This window comes from Pseudomonas multiresinivorans (assembly GCF_012971725.1).
In the GTDB taxonomy this organism is placed as follows: Bacteria; Pseudomonadota; Gammaproteobacteria; order Pseudomonadales; family Pseudomonadaceae; genus Pseudomonas; species Pseudomonas multiresinivorans.
Window position 1 is genome coordinate 1017071 of sequence record NZ_CP048833.1, and the last position, 20992, is coordinate 1038062.

Sequence of the window (20992 nt, forward strand, 5' to 3'; positions counted from 1 at the left end):
AGGCTCTGTGACAACGCCCCGCCGCAAAAGCGCCGCATTATACCCACGACAATTTCACCGGGTGGGCGGCTGGTCGGGGAAAAATCTGCTAACAATGGACAAGCCGTGATGCGCGGCTGCTGGGCGATAATGCCCGCCGAATCAGATTCTGGGAGTTTCCATGAGCAACGCTGCCACCCTGCCCGAAGGCGAAAAGATCCTCGTGGTCGATGACGACGCGCGCCTGCGCCGTCTGCTGGAGCGCTTCCTCGATGAGCAGGGTTACCGTGTCCGCGCCGTCGAAAACACCGAGCAGATGGACCGTCTGCTGGCCCGCGAGCTGTTCCAGCTGGTGGTGCTGGACCTGATGATGCCGGGCGAGGATGGCCTCTCGGCGTGCAAGCGCCTGCGCGAGTCGAACAACCAGATCCCGATCATCATGCTCACCGCCAAGGGCGACGAGACCAGCCGCATCTCGGGCCTGGAGCAGGGCGCCGACGACTACCTGGCCAAGCCGTTCAACCCGCGCGAGCTGCTGGCGCGGATCAAGGCCGTGCTGCGCCGCCAGGCGCCGCTGGTGCCGGGCGCGCCGGCGGGTGAGGACGAGATCGTCACCTTCGGCGACTACGAACTGCACCTGGCGACCCGCGAGCTGAAGAAGGGTGAGGAAGTGCACATGCTCACCACCGGTGAGTTCGCCGTGCTCAAGGCCCTGGTGCAGCACGCCCGCGAGCCGCTGACCCGCGACAAGCTGATGAACCTGGCCCGCGGCCGCGAATGGGACGCCCTGGAGCGCTCCATCGACGTGCAGATTTCCCGCCTGCGCCGGCTGATCGAGCCCGATCCGTCGAAGCCGCGCTACATCCAGACCGTCTGGGGCGTGGGCTACGTATTCGTGCCGGATGGCTCCGCGCGCAAGTGATTCAACCTGTAGGAGCGAGGGGGACGCCCTCGTTCTTGCTCGCGAACAATGCCTCGCGCCGATGCGGGTTCGCGAGCAAGCTCGCTCCTACAATTCGTGTTCCCTGGTAGTCCGTTCTTGAAAACACCCCTCTGGTTCCCGCAAAGCTTCTTCGCCCGCACCCTCTGGCTGGTGCTCATTGTCGTGCTGTTCTCCAAGGCACTGACCCTGGTCTACCTGCTGATGAACGAAGACATGCTGGTCGACCGCCAGTACAGCCACGGCGCAGCGCTGACCGTGCGCGCCTACTGGGCGGCCGATGAGAAATCGCGGGAGGCCATCGCCCAGTCCGCCGGGCTGAAGTGGGCGCCCCATGAGCAGGGGCAGCCGGAGGAAGTGCACTGGCCGTACACGGAAATCTTCCAGCGGCAGATGCGCATGGAGCTGGGCATCGATACCGAGACGCGCCTGCGCATCCATCATCCGTCGATGCTCTGGGTGCGCGCACCGACCCTGGGCGATGGCTGGATCGGTGTACCGCTCTATCCGCACCCACTGCGCGGCCAGCAGATCTGGAGCGTGCTGGGCTGGTTCCTCGGCATCGGCCTGTTGTCCACCGCGGCGGCGTGGATCTTCGTGCGGCAGCTCAGCCAGCCGCTCAAGCGCCTGGTCTTCGCCTCCCGCGAGTTCGGCAAGGGGCGCAGCGTGCGCCTGCCGCTGGGGCAGGAAACGCCCAGCGAGATGGCCGAGGTGTACCGCGCCTTCAACCAGATGGCCGACGATGTCGAGCAGGCCGGGCGCGAGCGCGAGCTGATGCTGGCCGGCGTCTCCCACGACTTGCGCACGCCATTGACGCGCCTGCGCCTGTCGCTGGAGCTGATGCCCGAAAGCGACCGCGAGATGGTCGAGGACATGGTGCGTGACATCGAGGACATGGATGCCATCCTCGACCAGTTCCTCGCCTTCATCCGCGATGGCCGCGACGAGCCGGTGGAGGAGGGTGACCTTGCCGACCTGATCCGCGAAGTCGCCGACGCCTTCAACCAGACCGGCAACCGCGTGCGTCTGTGCCTGGAGACGTTGCCGCTGTTCCGCTTCCGCCGCGTATCGATCAAGCGCCTGCTCGGCAACCTGATCGAGAACGGCCTCAACCACGGCGGCGGCAAGGTCGAAGTGGCGGCCCACGTCGCCGGTGGCGGCGGTGCGCCCTATGTGGTGCTCAGCGTGCTGGATCGTGGCGCGGGCGTCGATCCGCAGGAGCTGGACAACATCTTCAACCCCTTCTTCCGTGGCGACAAAGCGCGCGGCGGCAAGGGCACCGGCCTGGGGCTGGCGATCGTGAAGCGTATTGCCGAACAGCACGGTGGCAGCATCGAGCTGCGCAACCGCGAGGGCGGTGGCGTGGAAGCGCGCGTCTGCCTGCCGCTGGGCCTGCTGCTGCCGCGCGACGCGCATTGAGAGCCTGCTTGCGATCTGCTGCGCGTCGGCATAACTGCGTTGAGGCCAGCCGAGAAGTGCTCATTGGCTGCAGTCAACTTCGCTTTCTCAGCTGTCCTCGCCTTGTTCTGCTCTAGCTCGCGAGATCGTAAACAGACTCTAATCCCAGCGCAGGGACTTTCCTTCCAGCACCGCCTGGCGCCCGTAGGGCCAGGCGCGGTTGTGCGCGCCGTGGCCGCTGGGCAGGCCGTGGTAGAGCGGGACACCCAGCGTCGCGGCGTATTCGGCGAAGATTTCCTCCAGGCTGTGGGCCACGCCCTTGCGCGGGCAATCGGTGAAGGTGCCGAGACAGATCGCGCCCAGGCGCGCGCCGTTCAGGCTGTTGAGAAGCTGCCAGAGGCTGCGTTCGATGCGGTAGTAGGGCTCGCCGACGTCCTCGAGGATCAGGATCGCGCCGTCCGGCACGTACAGCGCGCCTACGGTGCCGGCCATGCAGGCCAGCGCGGTGAGGTTGCCGCCGATCAGCTCGCCTTCCACTGCGTTTTTCGGCCCGGCGAGGTGCTGAACCGCCAGCTTGCCGGGGCCGCCCGCCAGCACATGGCTGATCGATGCCAGCGACGCCAGGCGTTCGCGCTGTTCATTGGGCGCGCTCAGCGGCTGCAGGCCGAGCCCGGTGGCGACCATGCCGTGGATAGCCGGCAGACTCTGCTGATGGAAGGCGCTGAGCAGGATGGAAATGTCCGAGAAGCCGATCAGCGGGCGTGGTGAGGCAGCCTTGATGCGCTGCCAGTCCAGCTGGGGGATGAGTTGCCCACAGCCGTAGCCACCGCGCAGGCACCAGACGGCGCTGACGCCATCCAGTTCGAAGGCGGCGTGGAAGTCTTCCAGGCGTTGCTCCGGCGTGCCGGCCAGGTAGCGGTAGCGTGCGTCGGCGTGTTCCCCCAGGTAGTAGTCGATGCCCTGGACTTCCAACTGGCGCAGAGTCGCTTCCAGCACTTCCTCGGCGATGGCGGAGGCCGGCGCAACCAGCGCGACGCGGCCTTCGATGGGCGACCATTTGAGTTCGGCGTGGGGGCGGGAGGCGGGCATGTGTGGATTCCGGTTACTTCAGGAGAACTGTAGGAGCGAGCTTGCTCGCGAAGGGTTCAGCGTGGCAGCGAAGACAGGAGGCTCACTCCCGTAGGGCGAATAAAGCGAAACGCTTTATGCGCCGTTTGGCTGGAGGGTGCCCCCCTGAGAGGGCAACCCAGACATCCCTGTCGTGGCTACGTGTCTCTCTGGGCACCCTGCCAGGCCATCCGTGGCCTGGCGTTCGCCGGCGCAACGCATGCATCGCGAAAGCCTCGGCTCACCCCTTGCCCTTGGTCCGCGCCAGATGCGGCCCGCCATTCTTCTCCAGGTATTCGATGATCACCCCGGCGATGTCCTTGCCGGTGGTGGTCTCGATGCCCTCCAGGCCCGGCGAGGAGTTCACCTCCATCACCAGCGGCCCATGGTTGGAGCGCAGGATGTCGACGCCGGCGACGTGCAGGCCCATCACCTTGGCGGCGCGGATGGCGGTCATGCGCTCTTCCGGGGTGATCTTGATCAGGCTGGCGCTGCCGCCACGGTGCAGATTGGAGCGGAACTCGCCGGCCGCCGCCTGGCGCTTCATCGAGGCGATCACCTTGTCGCCGACCACGAAGCAGCGGATGTCGGCGCCGCCGGCTTCCTTGATGTATTCCTGCACCATGATGTTGTGCTTGAGCCCCATGAAGGCCTCCAGCACGGATTCGGCGGCCTTCTCCGTCTCGCAGAGCACCACGCCGATGCCCTGGGTGCCTTCCAGTAGCTTGATCACCAGCGGGGCGCCGCCGACCATCTCGATCAGGTCCGGCACGTCATCGGGGGAATGGGCGAAGCCGGTCACCGGCAGGCCGATGCCCTTGCGCGACAGCAGTTGCAGCGAGCGCAGCTTGTCGCGGGAGCGAGCGATGGCCACCGATTCGTTGAGCGGAAATACCCCCATCATCTCGAACTGGCGCAGCACGGCGCAGCCATAGAAGGTCACCGAGGCGCCGATACGCGGGATCACCGCGTCGAAATCTTCCAGCGGCTTGCCGCGGTAGTGGATCTGCGGCTTGTGGCTGGCGATGTTCATGTAGGCGCGGAGGGTGTCGATCACCACCATCTCGTGGCCGCGTTGCTGCCCGGCCTCCACCAGCCGACGGGTGGAATACAGGCGCGGATTGCGCGACAGCACAGCAATTTTCATTGATCACCTGGAAGGGTGGCGGGAACCATGATGAGGGGTTTGTCTTGTACGTAGGTGAGGCCGGGGTTGACCACGAGCTGGCCGTGGACCAGCGCCTTGGAGCCTAGCAGCACGCGGTAGCGCATGGTCTTGCGGCAGGCCAGGGTGAATTCCACCGACCAGGCGCGATCGCCCAGGGCCAGCAGCGTGCGGATCACATAGCGGGTCTGGGCCTGACCGTTGGAGCTCTTGATGGTCTTCATCGTCACCACCGGCGCTTCGCAGCGATGGCGACGCTGTACCTGGGTGCCCAGGTGGGCGATGAAGCGTACCCAGTCCTGGCCGCCACGCTGGAACGGCACGATGTCGCTGGCATGCAGGGTGGAGGTGCTGGCGCCGGTGTCGATCTTCGCGCGCAGGCCGACCATGCCCAGTTCGGGCAGGGCGATCCATTCGCGCAGACCAATTACCGACAGCTGGTCGAAAGTCTTCAAGGCAGGCGTCCCCGGCGTTTGCCGGCATTCTAGTCAGGCCGGTTGTGCCCCGCCAGCGGGGTGCGCGGTACACTCGCAGACCCGCATGACGAGGTTGTGACGTGAGCGAGAAAGACGACGACAAGGTCCGCCTGGACAAGTGGCTGTGGGCGGCGCGCTTCTACAAGACCCGCTCCCTGGCCAAGGAAGCCATCGACGGCGGCAAGGTGCATTGCCGGGGCGAGCGCTGCAAACCGGGCAAGGAGCCCAAGGTTGGCGACGAATACGTGATCCGCACCGGCTTCGACGAGCGCACCGTCGTGGTGAAGGCGCTGTCGATGGTGCGTCGTGGCGCGCCTGAGGCGCAGTTGCTCTACGAAGAGACCGCCGACAGCGTGAAGCGCCGCGAGGATGCCTCGGCGATGCGCAAGGCTGGCGCGCTGGGCGTGCAGACCGACGGGCGGCCGACCAAGAAGCAGCGCCGCCAGTTGTTCAGCTTCCGCGATCAGGAGTGAATAGCCGGCGAGGGCCGTGGGCGCCTCGCCGGGACCGTCTGGGCGTCAGGCGGTTACGACGCTCAGGCGGTTGAGCAGCGGGATCTTTGCCGCCAGGCGGAACAGCGGGTCGGTCCAGCGCACCAGCGCGGCGCTGCCCACGGCGGCGAAGGGCGTGAAGCAGCTCCAGGCCAGGGCCACCAGCGCCATCTGCACGCCGCCGATGTAATCGTCCTGACCCCAGTGGGCGCCGGCTACCAGGCGCGGCAGCATGAACAGCAGCGCCAGGCCCCAGACCACCACCCATTGCAGCGCGGTGCGGGCAAACAGGGTGAGGAACAGCGCCCAGATCAACAGCACCGAGGCGTGGTCGCCAGGGAAACTGCGGGCCGACTCGTCCTTCACCTCGAAGGGCGTGTCCTCCCACTGCGGGAAGAAGTGCTCCAAGCGCACGGCATCCGGCGCAATGCTGGAAATGCTCGCGTGCTGCCAGCCCAGCTTGTGGGCGATCTTGGCGTAGAGGATGCGCACCACCACCAGGACCAGCGCCGCACATAGAAAGCCGAAGGTCGCCGCGCGGACATGGGTCGCCTTGAAGATCCAGTCGCCACGGATCATCAGCAGCAGCAGGATCACCCCCACCAGCAGGTCGAACGGCCGGGTGCTGGCCACGGCCCAGGTCAGGCGCCAGGTCTCGTTGCTTGCCAGCGGCTGGTTGAGCAGGCTGAACAGGCTGAAATCGAACAGGTCCATCGCGCTGCGAGTGGGCTCCCAGAGCCACAGCAGGAGCAGGGCGAGGGCCATCAGGTGACACGCGATGAAGGGCTTCCAGGACCAGGTGGCTTGGAACGGCGTGGTTTTGTCCATAAAATCGATTCCCCCTTCTGACAACGGTTCCGGGTTGCCGGATACGACAAAGCGCGCTTTATAGGCCTTTGCCATCAACTTGTCATTTATTTGTGCCTATCGCAGCGTTGTGCCCAGCATGTCTCAGATCGATCAAAGTCAGCGTTTCCTGTTCGACAACACCGATGTTCGCGGTGAGCTGGTGGAGCTCGACCGCAGTTATGCCGAAGTGCTGGCCAAGCACCCCTACCCGCAGCCGGTCGCCCAACTGCTGGGAGAAATGCTAGCCGCGGCTGCGCTACTTTGCGGCACCCTCAAGTTCGACGGCCTGCTGGTGCTGCAGGCGCGCTCCAGCGGCGCCGTTCCGCTGCTGATGGTGGAATGTTCCAGTGCTCGCGAAGTGCGTGGCCTGGCCCGTTACGACGCCGAGGCCATCGGTGACGCCGCCGGCCTCGCCGAGCTGATGCCGCATGGCGTGCTGACGCTCACCGTCGATCCGAAGAACGGCAAGCGCTACCAGGGCATCGTTCCGCTGGAAGGCGCCACCTTGGCCGACTGCCTGTCGACCTACTTCGCCACCTCCGAACAGCTCCCGACCCGCTTCTGGCTCAATGCTGACAGCCGCCGTGCCCGCGGCCTGCTGCTGCAGCAACTGCCGGCGGACCGCCAGCGCGACACCGAGTCGCGCGAAGCCAGCTGGCAGCACGTCACCACCCTGGCCGATACCCTCACCGCCGAGGAGCTTCTGGGCCTGGACAACGCCACCGTGCTGCATCGCCTGTACCACGAAGACGACGTTCGCCTGTTCGAGCCGCAGCCGCTGGTATTCCGTTGCAGCTGCTCTCGGGAACGCTCGGCCAATGCGCTGGTCAGTCTTGGGCAGGACGACGCCGAGCGTCTGCTGGCCGAAGAGGATGGCGAGATCGTCATCGACTGCCAGTTCTGCAATCAGCGCTATAGCTTCGACGGTTCGGACGTCGCCCAGCTGTTCTCGGGCGGCGGAAGCCAGACGCCGTCAGAAACCCGCCATTGACCGCTTCGATTTGTCCGATAGCCGAACCAATGGCGCTATCGCCGGATCAGAGGCTGCACGAGAACAGTTCTTTTCTGGCATAATCCCGCGACTTTTTTCCGCGGTAGTGGGAATCAGAAGTCACTACGCAATGTTTGGAGGACTCGGCTTCGGCCGACGGGGACCCACATGACGCAAGCCAACAAAGCCGTTTACACCGATATCAGCGTTGCCCAACTGGTTGAAGAAGCCATTCGCCGCGGCGAAGGCGAACTCGCCGACAACGGCTCGCTGGTCGTGAAAACCGGCCACCGCACCGGCCGCTCGCCTGCCGACCGTTTCATCGTCGAAGAGCCGGGCAGCAAGGATTCCATCGCATGGGGCGCCATCAACCGTCCGTTCCCGGCCGACAAGTTCGATGCCCTGTGGGACCGTGTCCAGGCGTTCAACAACGCCCAGGAACACTTCGTCTCCCACGTTCATGTAGGTTCCGCCGCGGATCACTACCTGGCCGTCAAGATGACCACCGCCACTGCCTGGCAGAACTTGTTCGGCCGCGCACTGTTCATCGAGCCCGAGCAGTACAACCCGGCTGGCCGTGAAGAATGGCAGGTGCTCAACGTCGCCAACTTCGAGTGCGTGCCCGAGCGTGACGGCACCAACTCCGATGGCTGCGTGATCCTCAACTTCGCCCAGAAGAAAGTGCTGATCGCCGGCATGCGCTACGCCGGTGAAATGAAGAAGGCCATGTTCGGCGTGCAGAACTACCTGCTGCCGGAAAAAGACGTGCTGCCGATGCACTGCGCCGCCAACATCGGTGAAGCCGGCGACGTGACCCTGTTCTTCGGTCTGTCCGGCACCGGCAAGACCACTCTGTCCGCCGACGAAAGCCGCTACCTGATCGGCGACGACGAGCACGGCTGGGGCGAAGGCGTTGTCTTCAACATCGAAGGCGGCTGCTACGCCAAGTGCATCGACCTGTCCGAGAAGAACGAGCCGGTCATCTGGAAAGCCATCAAGTTCGGCGCCGTGCTGGAAAACGTCGTCCTCGACGAGAACCGCACCCCGAACTACGCCGATGACAGCCTGACCCAGAACTCCCGCGCGGCCTACCCGCTGGAGAACGTCGAGAAGCGTTCCGAGCAGAACCTCGGCGGCGAGCCCAACGCCGTGATCTTCCTGACCTGCGACCTGACCGGCGTTCTGCCGCCGGTGTCGATCCTGAACAACGAGCAGGCGGCCTACCACTTCCTGTCCGGCTACACCGCGCTGGTCGGTTCCACCGAAATGGGTTCGGGCGGCGGCATCAAGTCGACCTTCTCCACCTGCTTCGGCGCACCCTTCTTCCCGCGCCCGGCCGGCGTTTACGCCGAGCTGCTGATCAAGCGCATCCAGGCCTTCGGCTCCAAGGTCTACCTGGTCAACACCGGCTGGACCGGCGGTGGCTACGGCGTCGGCAAGCGCTTCAACATCCCGACCACCCGTGGCGTGATCGCTGCCATTCAGAGCGGCGCTCTGATCGGTGCCGAGACCGAGCACCTAGACATCATCAACCTGGACGTACCGAAGGTCGTTCCGGGCGTCGAGACCAACCTGCTCAACCCGCGCAACACCTGGGAAGACAAGGCGGCCTACGACGAAGCCGCCAAGGGCCTGGCCAGCAAGTTCATCGAGAACTTCAAGAAGTTCGACGTGAGCGACGCCATCAAGAACGCCGGCCCGCAGCTGTAAGCGAGCCTGTTCTGGAAAGAGCCGCCTTCGGGCGGCTTTTTCATTGGCGCCTGCGAACGGTCCTGCTCCGAGGGCTCTTCGTAGGAGCGAGCTTGTGACCCACAGGGATGTGGGGAATGCCGTCATCCGTAGGGAACGGATTCGGCCTCGCGAACCGGGGTTGGGCTTTTCGCGAGCAAGGGCTGGGCGCCCCCCTCGGTCCTACAATGGTGCTTCCTAGTCTGGGTGAACCGCCCTGTTATTGGAGTTTCCCCCATGCACGAAACCCTCGAACGCGTCTTCGGCTTCCGCCAGTTCCGCCCCGGCCAGGAGGCCGCCGTCAGCGCCGTGCTCGCCGGGCGCTCGGCGGCGGCGATCTTCCCCACCGGCTCGGGCAAGTCGCTGTGCTATCAGTTGCCGGCGCTGCTGCTGCCGCACCTGACGCTCGTCGTGTCGCCGCTGCTGGCGCTGATGCAGGACCAACTGGCCTTCCTCGCCCGCCACGGCATCGCCGCCGCGAGCATCGATTCGGCACAGAGCCGCGAGCAGACCGCGCAGACCATGGCCCGCGCGCGTAGCGGCGAGCTGAAGGTGCTGATGATTTCGGTGGAGCGCCTGAAGAACGAGCGCTTCCGAAACTTCATCAGCGAGGTGCCGATCTCCCTGCTGGTGGTGGACGAGGCGCACTGCATCTCCGAATGGGGCCACAACTTCCGCCCCGACTACCTGAAGCTGCCGGACTACCAGAAGCAGTTCCGCATTCCCCAGGTACTGCTGCTCACTGCCACGGCGACGCCCGCGGTGATCGCCGACATGCGCAGCAAGTTCGCCATCGCCGAGAGCGACGTGGTCACCACGGGTTTCTACCGTGCCAACCTCGACCTGCAGATCGAGCCGATCTCCAGTGCCGCTCGGCGAGCGCGGCTGGTGCAGTGGCTGGGCGAGCGCGGCGGGCAGCCGGCCATCGTCTACGTCACCCAGCAGAAGACTGCCGAGGAAGTCGCCGCGCACCTGGCCGAACGCGGTATTCCTGCTTGCGCCTATCACGCGGGAATGGAGCACCCGGAGCGCGAGCGCATCCAGCGCCGCTTCATGGAGGGCTCGCTGAACTGCATCGTCGCCACCATCGCCTTCGGCATGGGCATCGACAAGAGCGATATCCGCCAGGTGGTGCACTACGACCTGCCCAAGTCGCTGGAGAACTACAGCCAGGAAATCGGCCGCGCCGGGCGCGACGGCCAGCGCTCGGAATGCCTGGTGCTGGCCAACCGCGACAGCCTCAACGTGCTGGAGAACTTCGTCTACGGCGACACACCCGAGCGTGAGGGCATCCGCAACGTACTGGAGGAAATCCGCCAGGCGCCGAATGGCCAATGGGAAACCATGCTGGTGCCGTTGTCGGACCAGTCGAACATCCGCCAGCTGCCGCTCAAGACGCTGCTGGTGCAGCTGGAGCTGCGCGGCATCATCGCGCCACGCTTCGCCTATTTCGCCGAATATCGCTACAAGCTGTTGATCGATTCCTCCGCGCTGCTGAGCCATTTTGAAGGTGAGCGGCGGCAGTTCGTCGAAGCCATCCTGACGACTTCGGCCCGCGCGCGAACCTGGGCGACCCTGGACTTCGACACGCTCTACAGCCGCCATGGCGCCGAGCGCGCGCGGGTGGTGAAGGCGCTGGATTACTTCCAGGAACGCGGCTGGGTGGAGCTGGAGAGCAAGCAGATGACCGAGGTGTACTCGGTGCGCGATGCGTCCTTCGTTGTGGATAAGTTGAGCGAAGAGCTGCACGGCTACTTCAAGCGCCACGAGGAAAGCGAGATCGCCCGTATCGGCGCCATGCTCGATCTGCTGGGCAGCTCGGACTGCCTGAGCTGGCGCCTCGCCCAGTACTTCGGCGACCAGCAGGCTCCACGCCAGTGTGGTCACTGTTCGGTGTGCGCCGGGCATGTTGCCCGCCTGCCGGAGCCGCCTGCACTGCCGGCTCTGGATGGCCAGTCGCTGCACGATCGATGCGACGCCTTCCTGGAGAAGTACCGCAGCGCCCGAGGCACCGCGCCCAGCGCCGACTGCATTACGCGCTTCCTCTGTGGCATCAGCGTGCCGGCCTTCACCCGCATGCGCGCGCGCGGATTACCGGGCCACGCCACGCTGGAAGACTACCCCTACGCCCAGGTGCGCGACTGGGTGCAGGCGCAGCTTTGAACGCCTGAATCCGGCGGCGCCACGCACGACTAAAGGTCGGCGTGACGCCGCCTGGGCTGCTTGTAGGGTGAGGGGAGGAAATTCCTCCTAGACTCACCAGGCACTGCCTGCCTAACGGCCGAGGAGCCCCAAGCATGTCCGTCGAGCACCTGGATGTACTGATCATCGGCGCCGGCCTGTCCGGCATCGGCGCCGCCTGCCACCTGCAGAAGCAATGCCCCGGCAAGTCCTACGCCATCCTCGAAGGCCGTGAGGCCATGGGCGGCACCTGGGACCTGTTCCGCTACCCGGGCATCCGCTCCGACTCGGACATGTACACCCTGGGCTACAACTTCAAGCCCTGGACCGATCCCAAGGCCATCGCCGACGGCCCCTCGATCCTCAACTACATCCGCGAGACCGCCCGCGAGTACCGCGTCGAGGACAAGGTGCGTTACCGCCACCGCGTCCTCAAATCCGACTGGGACAGCAACACGGCGCGCTGGAACCTCAGCGTGCAGCGTGGCGACGAAGAGGAGCCCGTGCGCATGAGTGCGCAGTTCCTCTTCATGTGCACCGGCTACTACCGCTACGACGCCGGCTACACCCCGGACTTCCCGGGCCGCGAGAGCTTCGGCGGGCAGGTCATCCACCCGCAGCTGTGGCCGGAGAACTTCGACTACAGCGGCAAGCGCATCGTGGTGATCGGCAGCGGCGCCACCGCCGTCACGCTGATCCCCTCGCTGACCGACAAGGCCGCCCACGTCACCATGCTGCAGCGCTCGCCGTCCTATGTGATCACCCTGCCGGCGAAGGACCCGATCTCCAACTTCCTGCGCAACTTCCTGCCGGAGAAATGGGTGTATCGACAGGCGCGGGCGCGCAACGTGACCATGCAGATGATCTTCTTCATGGCCTCCAAAATGTTCCCCGGCGCGGTGCGCAAGTTGATGCTCAAGCTGGCCAACCTGCAGCTGGGCAAGGACTTCGACATGCGCCACTTCAGCCCGCGCTACAAGCCTTGGGACGAGCGCGTGTGCTGCGTGCCGGACGGCGACCTGTTCAAGGCGCTGCGTCAGGGCCGCGCGTCGGTGGTCACCGACCATATCGAGCGCTTCACCGAGAAGGGCATCCTGCTCAAATCCGGACAACTGCTGGAAGCGGACGTGATCGTCACCGCCACCGGACTGGACCTGGTGATGTTCGGTGGCGCCGAGCTGGCCATTGACGGCAAGCCCTTCGAGGTCACGAAAAGCATGGGCTATCGCGGCATCATGCTGCGTGACCTGCCCAACCTTGCCGCCATCGTCGGCTACACCAATGCCAGCTGGACGCTCAAGGCCGACCTCTCCAGCGAGTACTTCTGCCGCCTGATCAACCACCTAGACGCCATCGGCATGCGCCAGTGCACGCCGCGCCAGACCGACGGATCGGTGAAGGAAGAACCCTTCCTCAACCTCAATTCCGGCTACATCCAGCGCGCCGCCGACCGCATGCCCAAGCAGGGCGACCGCACGCCGTGGAAGCTCTACCAGAACTACGCGCTGGACCTGGCCCTGCTGCGTTTCGGCAAGGTCGAGGACGGCTACCTGACCTTCACTTCGCCCAAGCAGCGCCAAACCACGGCTGCGCCGGTGGAAGCGCTGGAGAGCTGACCCTCGCGTCGGAGCCCGCCGGTCCTGGCGGGCCTTGTTCTATCGAGGCATCGGATAGACATTATCGATACGCCGCTCTGCAACGGAGCTGCCTCTCGGCTTACCATGCGCGCCGTTCCCGCCCATGCCAGCCAGAGGATTTTCCATGCTGATCGAAGACGCCATCCGCAGCCGCCGTTCCATCCGCGGTTTCGACACTTCCTACGTGATGAGCCGCGAGGAGAAGGACGACCTGCTGCAACAGGCGCTGCTAGCGCCCACCTCCTTCAACCTGCAACACGTGCGCCTGGTGGAAGTCAGCGACCCGCAGCTGCGTGCGCAGATCCGCGAAGCCGGCTGGGACCAGGTACAGATGACCGAGGCTTCGATGCTGGTGATCGTCTGCGCGCAGGTCGACAGCTGGGAGAAGAACGCCGAACGCGTGTGGGACGGCGCCCCGGCCGAGGTGAAGAACTTCATGGTCGGCGCCATCGACGGCTATTACCGCGACAAGCCGCAGACCCAGCGCGACGAAGCCATGCGCAGCAGCGGCCTGGTGGCCCAGACGCTGATGCTCGCCGCCCGTGGCCGTGGCTTGGACAGCGTGCCGATGGTTGGTTTCGACTTCGACGCCGTGGGCAAGCTGATCAACCTGCCGGCCAACCACGCCATCGGCCTGATGATCGCTGTCGGTAAACAGGCCGTGGACGCCAAGCCGCGCATCGGTCGGCTGCCGCTGGAAGAGACGATCGTTCGCGATCGCTTCTGATCCCCACGAAACGCGCCTCCGAGCGCGTTTTTTCTTTTCTGCTCTATGTAGGAGCGAGCTTGCTCGCGAACCGCCCGGTTTCGTCATGTTCGGCAACTCCGGTTCGCTAGCAAGGACTGGGCGTCCCCCTCGGTCCTACAGGTTCTGCTCACTCCGGTTGATCAGATTCGTAGGATGGGTGGAGCTTGCGATACCCATCGATCCTTGCGCCCATGATGGGTATCGCTTCGCTCCACGCCATCCTACGCGGCGAGCCCAGTCAATCCGGCGCCGCCTCGACGATCCGCTCGACCAGCCACTGCAACGCTGCATCCCGCTCGCGTTGGGCGAGGTAGACCAGTTCCAGGTGAAACTGCCCGACGTCGAACGGCAACTCCAGCACCTGCAACGGTAATAGCTCCGCGAAATAGATGGCCAGGCGCGTCGGCAACACCGTCAGCAGATCGGTGCTGGCCACCAGGTGCGCCGCCTGCAGGTAGTTGGGCGTGGTGTAGGCGATCTCCCGCTTGAGTCCCTGGCTGGCCAGCCACTGGTCGACCATGCCCTTGGTCTGCCCGCCGGAAACCCACAGGTGCCGCTGACCGAGGAAGGTCTGCAGATCGATCCCGCCATTCACCTGCGGATGCCCGCGCCGGGCCAGCAGGCGCAGCGTTTCGCTCGCCCACGGCCGACGCTGGAAGCGCGCCGGCAGTTCCTCGAAACGGCCCAGCACCAGGTCCAGGTTGCCCTTGTCCAGCGCCTCGGCCGGTAGCGTCGGCGTCAGGTGCTGGATGCTCAGGCCCATGCCTGGCGCCGCGCTTCCCAGACTTTCGAGCAGGTGCGGCATGCACAGTGCTTCCACATAGTCGGTCAGCGCCATCGTGAAGCGCTGGCGGCTGCGCGCGGGGTCGAAGGTGTCGCCGCCGGCCAGGCTCTGGCCGATGCGTTGCAGCGCATCGCGGATCGGCGCTTCCAGCTCCAGCGCCCGAGGCGTTGGCTGCATCGCCCGACCGACGCGCACCAGCAGCGGGTCATCGAGCAGTTCGCGCAGGCGGTTCAAAGCGTTGCTCACCGCCGGCTGGCTCAGCGCCAGGCGCTCCGCCGCACGGGAAACGTTTCGCTCGCGCAGCAGCGCGTCCAGCACCCGCAGCAGGTTGAGGTCGAACGTATTCATATTCATCGGCTGAATGCCACTTATCACAACTCAAAATTTCAAAAATAGTACCGCCTTCCCTAAGGTGAGTGGTCTTCAAACGAGCGTTTCAGGCTGACAAGAGGAACAACATGAGCCAGAACATCCGCATCGCCAGCGCCGCCGTCATCGGCGCCGGCACCATGGGCCGGGGCATTGCCATGTGCCTGGCGAACGCCGGCGTGCAGGTCCTGTGGCTGGACAACAACCCGCAGATGCTCACCCAGGCCCTCGGCGCCGTGGCCGACACCTACGCCCACAACGTGCGCCAGGGCCGCATCGACGAGGCCGAAGCCGCCCGTCGCCGCGCGCGCATCTCCCAGGTGGCGAACTACGCGGCGATTCGCGAGGTAGACCTGGTGATCGAGGCGGTGTACGAGAACCTCGAACTCAAGCAGTCGATCTTCCGCGAACTGGACGCGGCGCTGAAACCCTCGGCGATCCTGGCCTCCAACACCTCCTACCTGGACGTCGACGCCATCGCCGCCGTGACCTCGCGGCCGTCCCAGGTGCTCGGCCTGCACTTCTTCAGCCCGGCGCACATCATGAAGCTGCTGGAGATCGTGCGCGGCGCGAAGACTGCGCCCGCCGTGCTCGAAGCCGCGCTGGAACTGGGCGAGCGCATGGGCAAGGTCAGCGTGGTGGCCGGCAACTGCCACGGCTTCATCGGCAACCGCATGCTGGAGAAGTACGTCCAGGAGTCGCGCCGGTTGATCCTTGAGGGCTCGCTGCCGCACCAGGTGGACGCGGCGATCCAGGGCTTCGGTTTCGCCATGGGCCCGTTCCGCATGTTCGACGTGGTCGGCATCGACCTCGAATGGCGTGCTCGCGAGCTGGCCGGCAAGGGCCAGGACGCGCCGACCGTGCAGGTGGACAACCGCCTGTGCGAGATGGGGCGTTTCGGCCAGAAGAGCGGCAACGGCTTCTATCACTACGAGCCGGGCAACCGCCAGGCCGAGCACGACCCGGAAGTCGACGCCCTGGTGGTGAGCGAATCCGAGCGCCTGGGCTACTCCCGCCGCGACATCGGCGTCGAGGAAATCCTCGAGCGCTGCCTGCTGGCCCTGGTCAACGAAGGCGCGAAGATTCTCGACGAAGGCATCGCCTCCACCAGCGCCGACATCGACACGGTTTACCTCAATGGTTATGGCTTCCCCAAGGACAAGTCCGGCCCAATGGCCTGGGCCGATGCCCAGGGCCTGCAGAGCGTGCTGGCGCGCCTGCGTGACCTGGCCGGCGCCCACGGCGCGCACTGGCAGCCGGCTGCGCTGATCGAGCGCCTGGCCGCCGCCAATGGCCACTTTGCCGACGTGAAACAGGAGCATTGAACATGAGTTACCAGGCACCCCTGCGCGACATGCGCTTCGTCCTCCACGAACTGTTCGACGTCAGCGCCCACTGCGAGCTGCTGGGCAATGGCCTCGACCGCGAGCTGATCGATGGCGTGCTGGAAGAGGGCGCGCGCTACACCGGCGAAGTGGTTGCGCCGCTGAACCGCAACAGCGACGAGCAGGGCGCGACCCTGCTCAATGGCGAAGTCACCACGCCGGACGGCTTCCGCGACGCTTACAAGCAGTACTGCGACAACGGCTGGGCGAGCATGACCGGGCCGACCGAGTTCGGCGGCCAGGGCTTCCCGCAGATGGTTTCGGCCAGCTTCCACGAAATGCTGATGGCCGCGTCGCTGTCCTTCCGCGTCTATTCCGGGCTGACCGAGGGTGCGGTGCTGGCGCTGTACAAGCACGGCGCGCCGGAGCTTCAGCGCGACTACCTGGCGAAGATGATCAGTGGCGTGTGGACCGGCACCATGTGCCTCACCGAGCCGCAGGCCGGCACCGACGTTGCGCTGCTGCGTACCCGTGCCGAGCCACAGGCGGATGGCAGCTACCATGTCAGCGGCAGCAAGATCTTCATCAGCGGCGGCGAGCAGGACCTGTCGGAAAACATCGTCCACCTGGTGCTGGCGCGCCTGCCGGATTCGCCGGCCGGGGTGAAGGGCATCAGCCTGTTCCTAGTCCCCAAGTTCATCGCCAATGCCGACGGTACGCCGGGCGCGCGCAACTCCCTGAGCTGCGGTGCCATCGAGCACAAGATGGGTATCAAGGGCGCGTCAACCTGCGTGATGAACTTCGACGGCGCCACCGGCTGGCTGATCGGCCAGGCCAACCAGGGTCTGGCGTGCATGTTCACCATGATGAACGACGCGCGCTTCCAGGTCGGCCTGCAGGGTCTGGGCATCGCCGAGCGTTCCTGCCAGGGCGCCTTGGCCTATGCCCGCGAACGTCTGCAATCGCGCGCGCTGACCGGCGCGGCGGAGCCGTCCAAGGCCGCCGACCCGATCATCGTCCACCCGGACGTGCGGCGCATGCTGCTGACCCAGAAGACCCTGACCGAGGGCTGCCGGATGGTGTCCGCACTCTGCGCCCGCGAACTGGACCTGGAGCACGGCCATCCCGAGGCCGACGCTCGCAAGGCGGCGAGCAAGCGTGCGGCGCTGCTAATCCCCATCGTGAAGTCGTTCTTCACCGACGTCGGCCAGGAGGTGTCCAGCCTCGGCGTGCAGGTCTATGGCGGCCACGGCTACATCCGCGAGTGGGGCATGGAGCAGCTGATGCGCGATAGCCGCATCACCCAGATCTACGAAGGCACCAACGGCATCCAGGCGCTCGACCTGATCCGCCGCAAGCTGCTGGGCGATGGCGGTACGGAGTTGAATGCGCTGATCGGCGAGCTGGCGGCTGCCTGCGAGACTGCAGGAGCCCGTACCGAACTGGCCGGCCTGGCAGAAACCGTGCGCCAACGCCTGCTGGAATGGCGCAGCCTGACCAGCGAAGTGATCGCCGCCTGCCAGCGCGACCCGCAGGAAATCGGCGCCACCTCGGTGGACTTCCTGCAGTACTGCTCCTACGTGCTGCTGGCGGGCCTGTGGGTGCAGGCCGCCGGCGTGGCCCAGGCGAAGCTGGCGGTCGGCGAGGGCGACGCGGACTTCTACCGCGCCAAGCTCGCCAGCGCGGAGTTCTACATCAAGCGCATCCTGCCGCGCGCCAGCATGCACCGCGAAGCTCTGCTGGGCGGCGCGGATTGCCTGATGGGGCTGGACGCGGAGCACTTTGCGTTCTGATGGCTTGAGGTAAAGAAAAACGCCGCGCCGGGGGACTGGGGCGGCGTTTTTCTTTGGAGGTACGGTGTTGGACGACTCCCTCTCCCCAGCCCTCTCCCTAAAGGGAGAGGGAGCCGTTCGGCGTTTTCGTTGGCTACGGTGCTCGCTGGTGACGCAGAGGGCGCGCTTGAAGCGGATATCCCCTCTCCCTTCAGGGAGAGGGTTAGGGAGAGGGGTTCTTACACTGAAGACTCAAGCCCGCTCCCACACCTCGAACGCATAAGCCGGCGTCTCACCCTCGGCGTCATGCTCGATGCTCGAAGCCAGATGCCAGTGCGCTTCATCCACTTCCGGGAAGTGCGCATCACCCGCCGGGCTCAACCCCACGCGGGTCAGGTACAGCCGTTCGGCACGTTCCAGCGCCTCGCCATACAGCTGCGCCCCGCCGATCAGCATCAGTTCCTCGGCTTCTTCCTGCTTCGCCCATTCGGCGGCGCGCTCGAGGGCAGCATCGAGGCTGGTGAAGACTTCTGCGCCCTCCAGCTGCAGCCCGGCCTGGCGGGTGACGACGATGTTCAGCCTGCCCGGCAGCGGGCGGCCCAGCGAATCCCAGGTCTTGCGGCCCATGATCACCGGCTTGCCCAGGGTCATCGCCTTGAAGTGCTTGAGGTCCTGCGGCAGGTGCCAGGGCAGGCGGTTGTCGACGCCGATCACGCGGTTGTCGGCAAGGGCGGCGATCATCGCCAGGGGCAGGGCTTCGGACATCGTGACTCCAGTGCTGAACATCAGTGGGAACTCCCAGTGCCAGAGGATACCAGCCGCTCACCCTCGGTGGGGCCGGCGGCTGGTGGAACGCGCATGAAGAAGGTGCCGTCCTCGTTGACCTGGGTGATGCCGGTGGAGAGCACCTTGCGGTAGTCCTTGAGTTTGAACGACAGCGTCTGCTCGGGCCGCTCGGCCTTGAGCAGCACCTGCGAATAGGTAATCAGGATCTCGAAGATCTTCAGGTCCCCCGATTGCAGCCAGATATAGGACGGCCCCGCCTGGCGCGGCGGTTCGAAGGCCAGCGAAGCGGCGCCGGGTTTGGGCGCGAACTTCAGGTGCAGTCCCTTGGTGTCCAGCCAGCTGGATTCGACCCGGCCATCGATGCCCACCAGGGGGAAGACCTGGTGGTAGTTCAGGTGCATCACGTTGTCCTGCAGCACCGCGCCGGGACGCTCCAGGGTCACCAGCGAATCCAGGCGCAGGCCCACCAGGCTCATGGCGCCGTAGCTGGGCACGCCGAGCACCTTCACGCTGTCGGGCTGGTAGTCGAGGTTGTCGCCGTCGAGCTTCACCGTGCCGGACAGCCGCAGCGGCAGCCAGGGCCCGACGCCCAGCGGCTGAACCTCGCCGGAGACCAGCAGGCGGTCGCCTTCGACGCTCAGCTGGAAGCCGCGCAGCATGGTCTCCGGGTAATCGAGGATGTGCTGGTTGAATAGGTTGGCCAGCTGCTCGGGGCTGAGGATCACCTCGCCTTCGGAGACGTTGATGCGCATGTCCTGCGGGCGGTCGAAGTCGATGGGCTCGCCGGCCTTGAGCGGCACCAGCCAGCCCTTGAGCTGCGGGCTGTGGAAGCCGATGCCGCCCTGGAAATAGAGGTCCACGTTGTTCAGCAGGATGCCCACGCCGTCCTGGCCGGAGTCGCGCAGGCCGCCCGGCCGGCTGGCCTTGAAGTCCGCTGCCGGCGGCGTCTGCTGGAACCAGCCCTGGCGCAGTACGCCCAGTTCGCGCTGCTGCTTGTCGATGGCGCTCTCGGCGGTGGCGTTGCCGGCAAACGCCAGCAGGAGCAGGGAAGCGAGGAGGATTCTCATAGGGCTTTCTCCTCCGGGGCGGGCGCCTTCACGGGCGCTTTTATGGGAGATACCGCGATGTGCACCATGCCGTCCTCGCGCAGGCGGATTTCGCCGTACTGCAGCTGGCGCCGGTAGTCGTAGAGGTTGAACAGCAGCGGCGCGTCGGGGCTGAGGCTGGTGAACAGCGCGTAGGCCTTCACCAGGATGGTCCGCGCCATCTTGATGTCGCCGCCCTCGATGAACATGTAGCTTTTCGGCGCCTTGAGCTGCGGCCATTTCAGCTCGGCCAGCTCGCTGCCCAGCTGCAGGTCCATGCCGCCGTCGGCGAGCTTCAGGCTGCGCACGGTGAAGTCCAGGCGCGGCGGCGGGAACAGGCCGTCGAGGTCGACCAGGATGCGGTTGCCGATCAGCTGCATGTGCGCGGTGTGCAGTTGCAGCACCTCGGACATCTCGATGGATGCGGCGCTCAGCGAGGGCGTGACGTCCACGTTGTCGACGTAGATCCGTTGCGGCACCAGCGCCACCTTCAGCGGGCCGGCCTGCTCGATCCCGGTGACCATCCGCAGCGGCCGCCAGCGCCCCTTGCGCAGCAGTTCGCCGTGGACTTCCTGGCCATCGGCGCGGGTGCTGAGCTTCAGGTTGCGCACCGGCGCTTTGGCGTTGCGCAGCTCCTCGTTGAGCAGGCTGGCGAGGGTGGCGTCGGCGACGAAGATGTCCCCGGCCTGGATGCGCGCGACCATGGATTTCGGGTCGTCGAGCATCAGTGGTGTTCCAGCGCCCGCCACCGGGCTCATCTGGATCAGCATCTTGCGGATGAAGAAGCCGATGTCGTCGTGCAGGCGGAAGTCGGTCTGGCTGATCCACAGTTGCGAGGTATTACTGGCGGACTGTCGGGCGCTGACGCTGGCGTCCAGCTGGCGCGGCGGCACGGCCTGCATCAGCGGGGTGTCCGGGCCCCAGTCGGAAGGGCGCACCGGCGGTGTTTCCACGGCCGCCGCGGTGGTGGCGGCGAGCAGCAGGGGCAAGGCACTGAGCAGCGAGCGCAGCATGGCGAGGCCTCATTGTTGTTTTTATAGGGGCAGTGCTATCGGCTGAGTCTGAGCCTGCCCGCGCCTGGCGAGAGCCCCTCCTTGGTTTGGTTGACGATGCAGGGTGTTACCGGCGGCGCCGGGACGCCACGGCGAGCAGCGGTTATCCTTGCTGGCGAATACCGATTG

18 protein-coding genes are annotated in these 20992 nt (G+C 65.7%); 10 read left to right on the forward strand and 8 right to left on the reverse strand.

Translation table 11 applies throughout. The features are described from left to right. Positions 1-160: 160 nt before the first annotated feature. Positions 161-901: an osmolarity response regulator transcription factor OmpR gene (gene ompR, locus G4G71_RS04695; RefSeq protein ID WP_169935708.1), complete on the forward strand. Its 741-nt coding sequence runs from the start codon at positions 161-163 to the stop codon at positions 899-901. Positions 902-1018: 117 nt separating this feature from the next. Next, positions 1019-2338: an ATP-binding protein gene (locus G4G71_RS04700; RefSeq protein ID WP_024762187.1), complete on the forward strand. Its 1320-nt coding sequence runs from the start codon at positions 1019-1021 to the stop codon at positions 2336-2338. Positions 2339-2476: 138 nt separating this feature from the next. Here the strand turns inward: G4G71_RS04700 and G4G71_RS04705 are convergent, their stop codons facing one another. From G4G71_RS04705 to rimB, 3 genes are all read right to left on the reverse strand, one after another. Further along, positions 2477-3406, reverse strand: a complete 930-nt coding sequence (locus G4G71_RS04705; RefSeq protein WP_169935710.1) for a S66 peptidase family protein — start codon at positions 3404-3406, stop codon at positions 2477-2479. A 259-nt stretch (positions 3407-3665) separates the two neighbouring features. Continuing rightward, positions 3666-4571, reverse strand: a complete 906-nt coding sequence (gene rimK / locus G4G71_RS04710) for a 30S ribosomal protein S6--L-glutamate ligase (protein WP_045215639.1) — start codon at positions 4569-4571, stop codon at positions 3666-3668. Continuing rightward, the gene (gene rimB, locus G4G71_RS04715; RefSeq protein ID WP_169935712.1) at positions 4568-5044 is read right to left on the reverse strand and encodes a retropepsin-like aspartic endopeptidase RimB; all 477 of its coding nucleotides are present in this window, start codon (positions 5042-5044) and stop codon (positions 4568-4570) included. The genes rimK and rimB overlap by 4 nt, the downstream gene beginning before the upstream one ends. Positions 5045-5145: 101 nt before the next feature. On the opposite strand from rimB, the gene G4G71_RS04720 reads away from it, so the two are divergent. Continuing rightward, positions 5146-5538, forward strand: coding sequence for an RNA-binding S4 domain-containing protein (locus tag G4G71_RS04720; protein WP_065086535.1), 393 nt, complete (start codon positions 5146-5148; stop codon positions 5536-5538). Between the two features lie 45 nt (positions 5539-5583). Here G4G71_RS04720 and G4G71_RS04725 read toward each other — a convergent pair whose 3' ends face one another. Beyond that, entirely contained in the window at positions 5584-6384 is an 801-nt protein-coding gene (locus tag G4G71_RS04725) for a phosphatase PAP2 family protein (protein ID WP_169935714.1), read from the reverse strand. Between the two features lie 118 nt (positions 6385-6502). Here G4G71_RS04725 and hslO point away from each other — a divergent pair, with 118 nt between their 5' ends. From hslO to G4G71_RS04750, 5 genes are all read left to right on the forward strand, one after another. Further along, positions 6503-7396: an Hsp33 family molecular chaperone HslO gene (gene hslO, locus G4G71_RS04730; protein ID WP_169935716.1), complete on the forward strand. Its 894-nt coding sequence runs from the start codon at positions 6503-6505 to the stop codon at positions 7394-7396. A 168-nt stretch (positions 7397-7564) separates the two neighbouring features. Then, on the forward strand, positions 7565-9106 hold the full coding sequence (locus tag G4G71_RS04735; protein WP_169935718.1) for a phosphoenolpyruvate carboxykinase: 1542 nt from the start codon (positions 7565-7567) through the stop codon (positions 9104-9106). A gap of 255 nt (positions 9107-9361) precedes the next feature. After that, positions 9362-11287, forward strand: a complete 1926-nt coding sequence (locus tag G4G71_RS04740) for a RecQ family ATP-dependent DNA helicase (protein ID WP_169935720.1) — start codon at positions 9362-9364, stop codon at positions 11285-11287. A 134-nt stretch (positions 11288-11421) separates the two neighbouring features. Continuing rightward, positions 11422-12921: a flavin-containing monooxygenase gene (locus tag G4G71_RS04745; RefSeq protein ID WP_169935722.1), complete on the forward strand. Its 1500-nt coding sequence runs from the start codon at positions 11422-11424 to the stop codon at positions 12919-12921. 145 nt (positions 12922-13066) lie between these two features. Beyond that, the gene (locus tag G4G71_RS04750) at positions 13067-13669 is read left to right on the forward strand and encodes a nitroreductase family protein (RefSeq protein ID WP_169935724.1); all 603 of its coding nucleotides are present in this window, start codon (positions 13067-13069) and stop codon (positions 13667-13669) included. A gap of 259 nt (positions 13670-13928) precedes the next feature. Here G4G71_RS04750 and G4G71_RS04755 read toward each other — a convergent pair whose 3' ends face one another. Beyond that, complete coding sequence (locus G4G71_RS04755) at positions 13929-14828, reverse strand: LysR family transcriptional regulator (protein ID WP_169935726.1); 900 nt, start codon at positions 14826-14828, stop codon at positions 13929-13931. A 104-nt stretch (positions 14829-14932) separates the two neighbouring features. Between G4G71_RS04755 and G4G71_RS04760 the strand changes: the two genes are divergently transcribed. Together G4G71_RS04760 and G4G71_RS04765 are read left to right on the forward strand one after the other, a co-directional pair. Then, complete coding sequence (locus tag G4G71_RS04760; RefSeq protein ID WP_169935728.1) at positions 14933-16168, forward strand: 3-hydroxyacyl-CoA dehydrogenase; 1236 nt, start codon at positions 14933-14935, stop codon at positions 16166-16168. A 2-nt stretch (positions 16169-16170) separates the two neighbouring features. Beyond that, the gene (locus tag G4G71_RS04765; protein WP_169935730.1) at positions 16171-17961 is read left to right on the forward strand and encodes an acyl-CoA dehydrogenase C-terminal domain-containing protein; all 1791 of its coding nucleotides are present in this window, start codon (positions 16171-16173) and stop codon (positions 17959-17961) included. 231 nt (positions 17962-18192) lie between these two features. Here the strand turns inward: G4G71_RS04765 and G4G71_RS04770 are convergent, their stop codons facing one another. Genes G4G71_RS04770 through G4G71_RS04780 form a run of 3 tightly spaced genes read right to left on the reverse strand, consistent with a single transcriptional unit; the run spans position 18193 to position 20824 of the window. Further along, entirely contained in the window at positions 18193-18705 is a 513-nt protein-coding gene (locus G4G71_RS04770) for a dihydrofolate reductase (RefSeq protein WP_024762199.1), read from the reverse strand. 20 nt (positions 18706-18725) lie between these two features. Next, the gene (locus tag G4G71_RS04775; RefSeq protein ID WP_169935732.1) at positions 18726-19793 is read right to left on the reverse strand and encodes a hypothetical protein; all 1068 of its coding nucleotides are present in this window, start codon (positions 19791-19793) and stop codon (positions 18726-18728) included. Beyond that, positions 19790-20824 carry a hypothetical protein gene (locus tag G4G71_RS04780; protein ID WP_169935734.1) on the reverse strand — a complete coding sequence of 345 codons (1035 nt, stop codon included), beginning with the start codon at positions 20822-20824 and terminating at the stop codon, positions 19790-19792. Before G4G71_RS04780 ends, G4G71_RS04775 begins: the two co-directional genes overlap by 4 nt. Between the last annotated feature and the right edge of the window lie 168 nt (positions 20825-20992).

Bases quoted from the DNA above. Each gene is read 5' to 3' on its own strand.
- G4G71_RS04705 (WP_169935710.1), bottom strand. From the start codon at position 3,406: ATGCCCGCCTCCCGCCCCCACGCCGAACTCAAATGGTCGCCCATCGAA.
- G4G71_RS04745 (WP_169935722.1), top strand. From the start codon at position 11,422: ATGTCCGTCGAGCACCTGGATGTACTGATCATCGGCGCCGGCCTGTCC.
- hslO (WP_169935716.1), top strand. From the start codon at position 6,503: ATGTCTCAGATCGATCAAAGTCAGCGTTTCCTGTTCGACAACACCGAT.
- G4G71_RS04775 (WP_169935732.1), bottom strand. From the start codon at position 19,793: ATGAGAATCCTCCTCGCTTCCCTGCTCCTGCTGGCGTTTGCCGGCAAC.
- G4G71_RS04765 (WP_169935730.1), top strand. From the start codon at position 16,171: ATGAGTTACCAGGCACCCCTGCGCGACATGCGCTTCGTCCTCCACGAA.
- G4G71_RS04760 (WP_169935728.1), top strand. From the start codon at position 14,933: ATGAGCCAGAACATCCGCATCGCCAGCGCCGCCGTCATCGGCGCCGGC.
- G4G71_RS04755 (WP_169935726.1), bottom strand. From the start codon at position 14,828: ATGAATATGAATACGTTCGACCTCAACCTGCTGCGGGTGCTGGACGCG.
- G4G71_RS04780 (WP_169935734.1), bottom strand. From the start codon at position 20,824: ATGCTGCGCTCGCTGCTCAGTGCCTTGCCCCTGCTGCTCGCCGCCACC.
- rimK (WP_045215639.1), bottom strand. From the start codon at position 4,571: ATGAAAATTGCTGTGCTGTCGCGCAATCCGCGCCTGTATTCCACCCGT.
- G4G71_RS04735 (WP_169935718.1), top strand. From the start codon at position 7,565: ATGACGCAAGCCAACAAAGCCGTTTACACCGATATCAGCGTTGCCCAA.
- G4G71_RS04770 (WP_024762199.1), bottom strand. From the start codon at position 18,705: ATGTCCGAAGCCCTGCCCCTGGCGATGATCGCCGCCCTTGCCGACAAC.
- ompR (WP_169935708.1), top strand. From the start codon at position 161: ATGAGCAACGCTGCCACCCTGCCCGAAGGCGAAAAGATCCTCGTGGTC.
- G4G71_RS04740 (WP_169935720.1), top strand. From the start codon at position 9,362: ATGCACGAAACCCTCGAACGCGTCTTCGGCTTCCGCCAGTTCCGCCCC.
- G4G71_RS04725 (WP_169935714.1), bottom strand. From the start codon at position 6,384: ATGGACAAAACCACGCCGTTCCAAGCCACCTGGTCCTGGAAGCCCTTC.
- G4G71_RS04750 (WP_169935724.1), top strand. From the start codon at position 13,067: ATGCTGATCGAAGACGCCATCCGCAGCCGCCGTTCCATCCGCGGTTTC.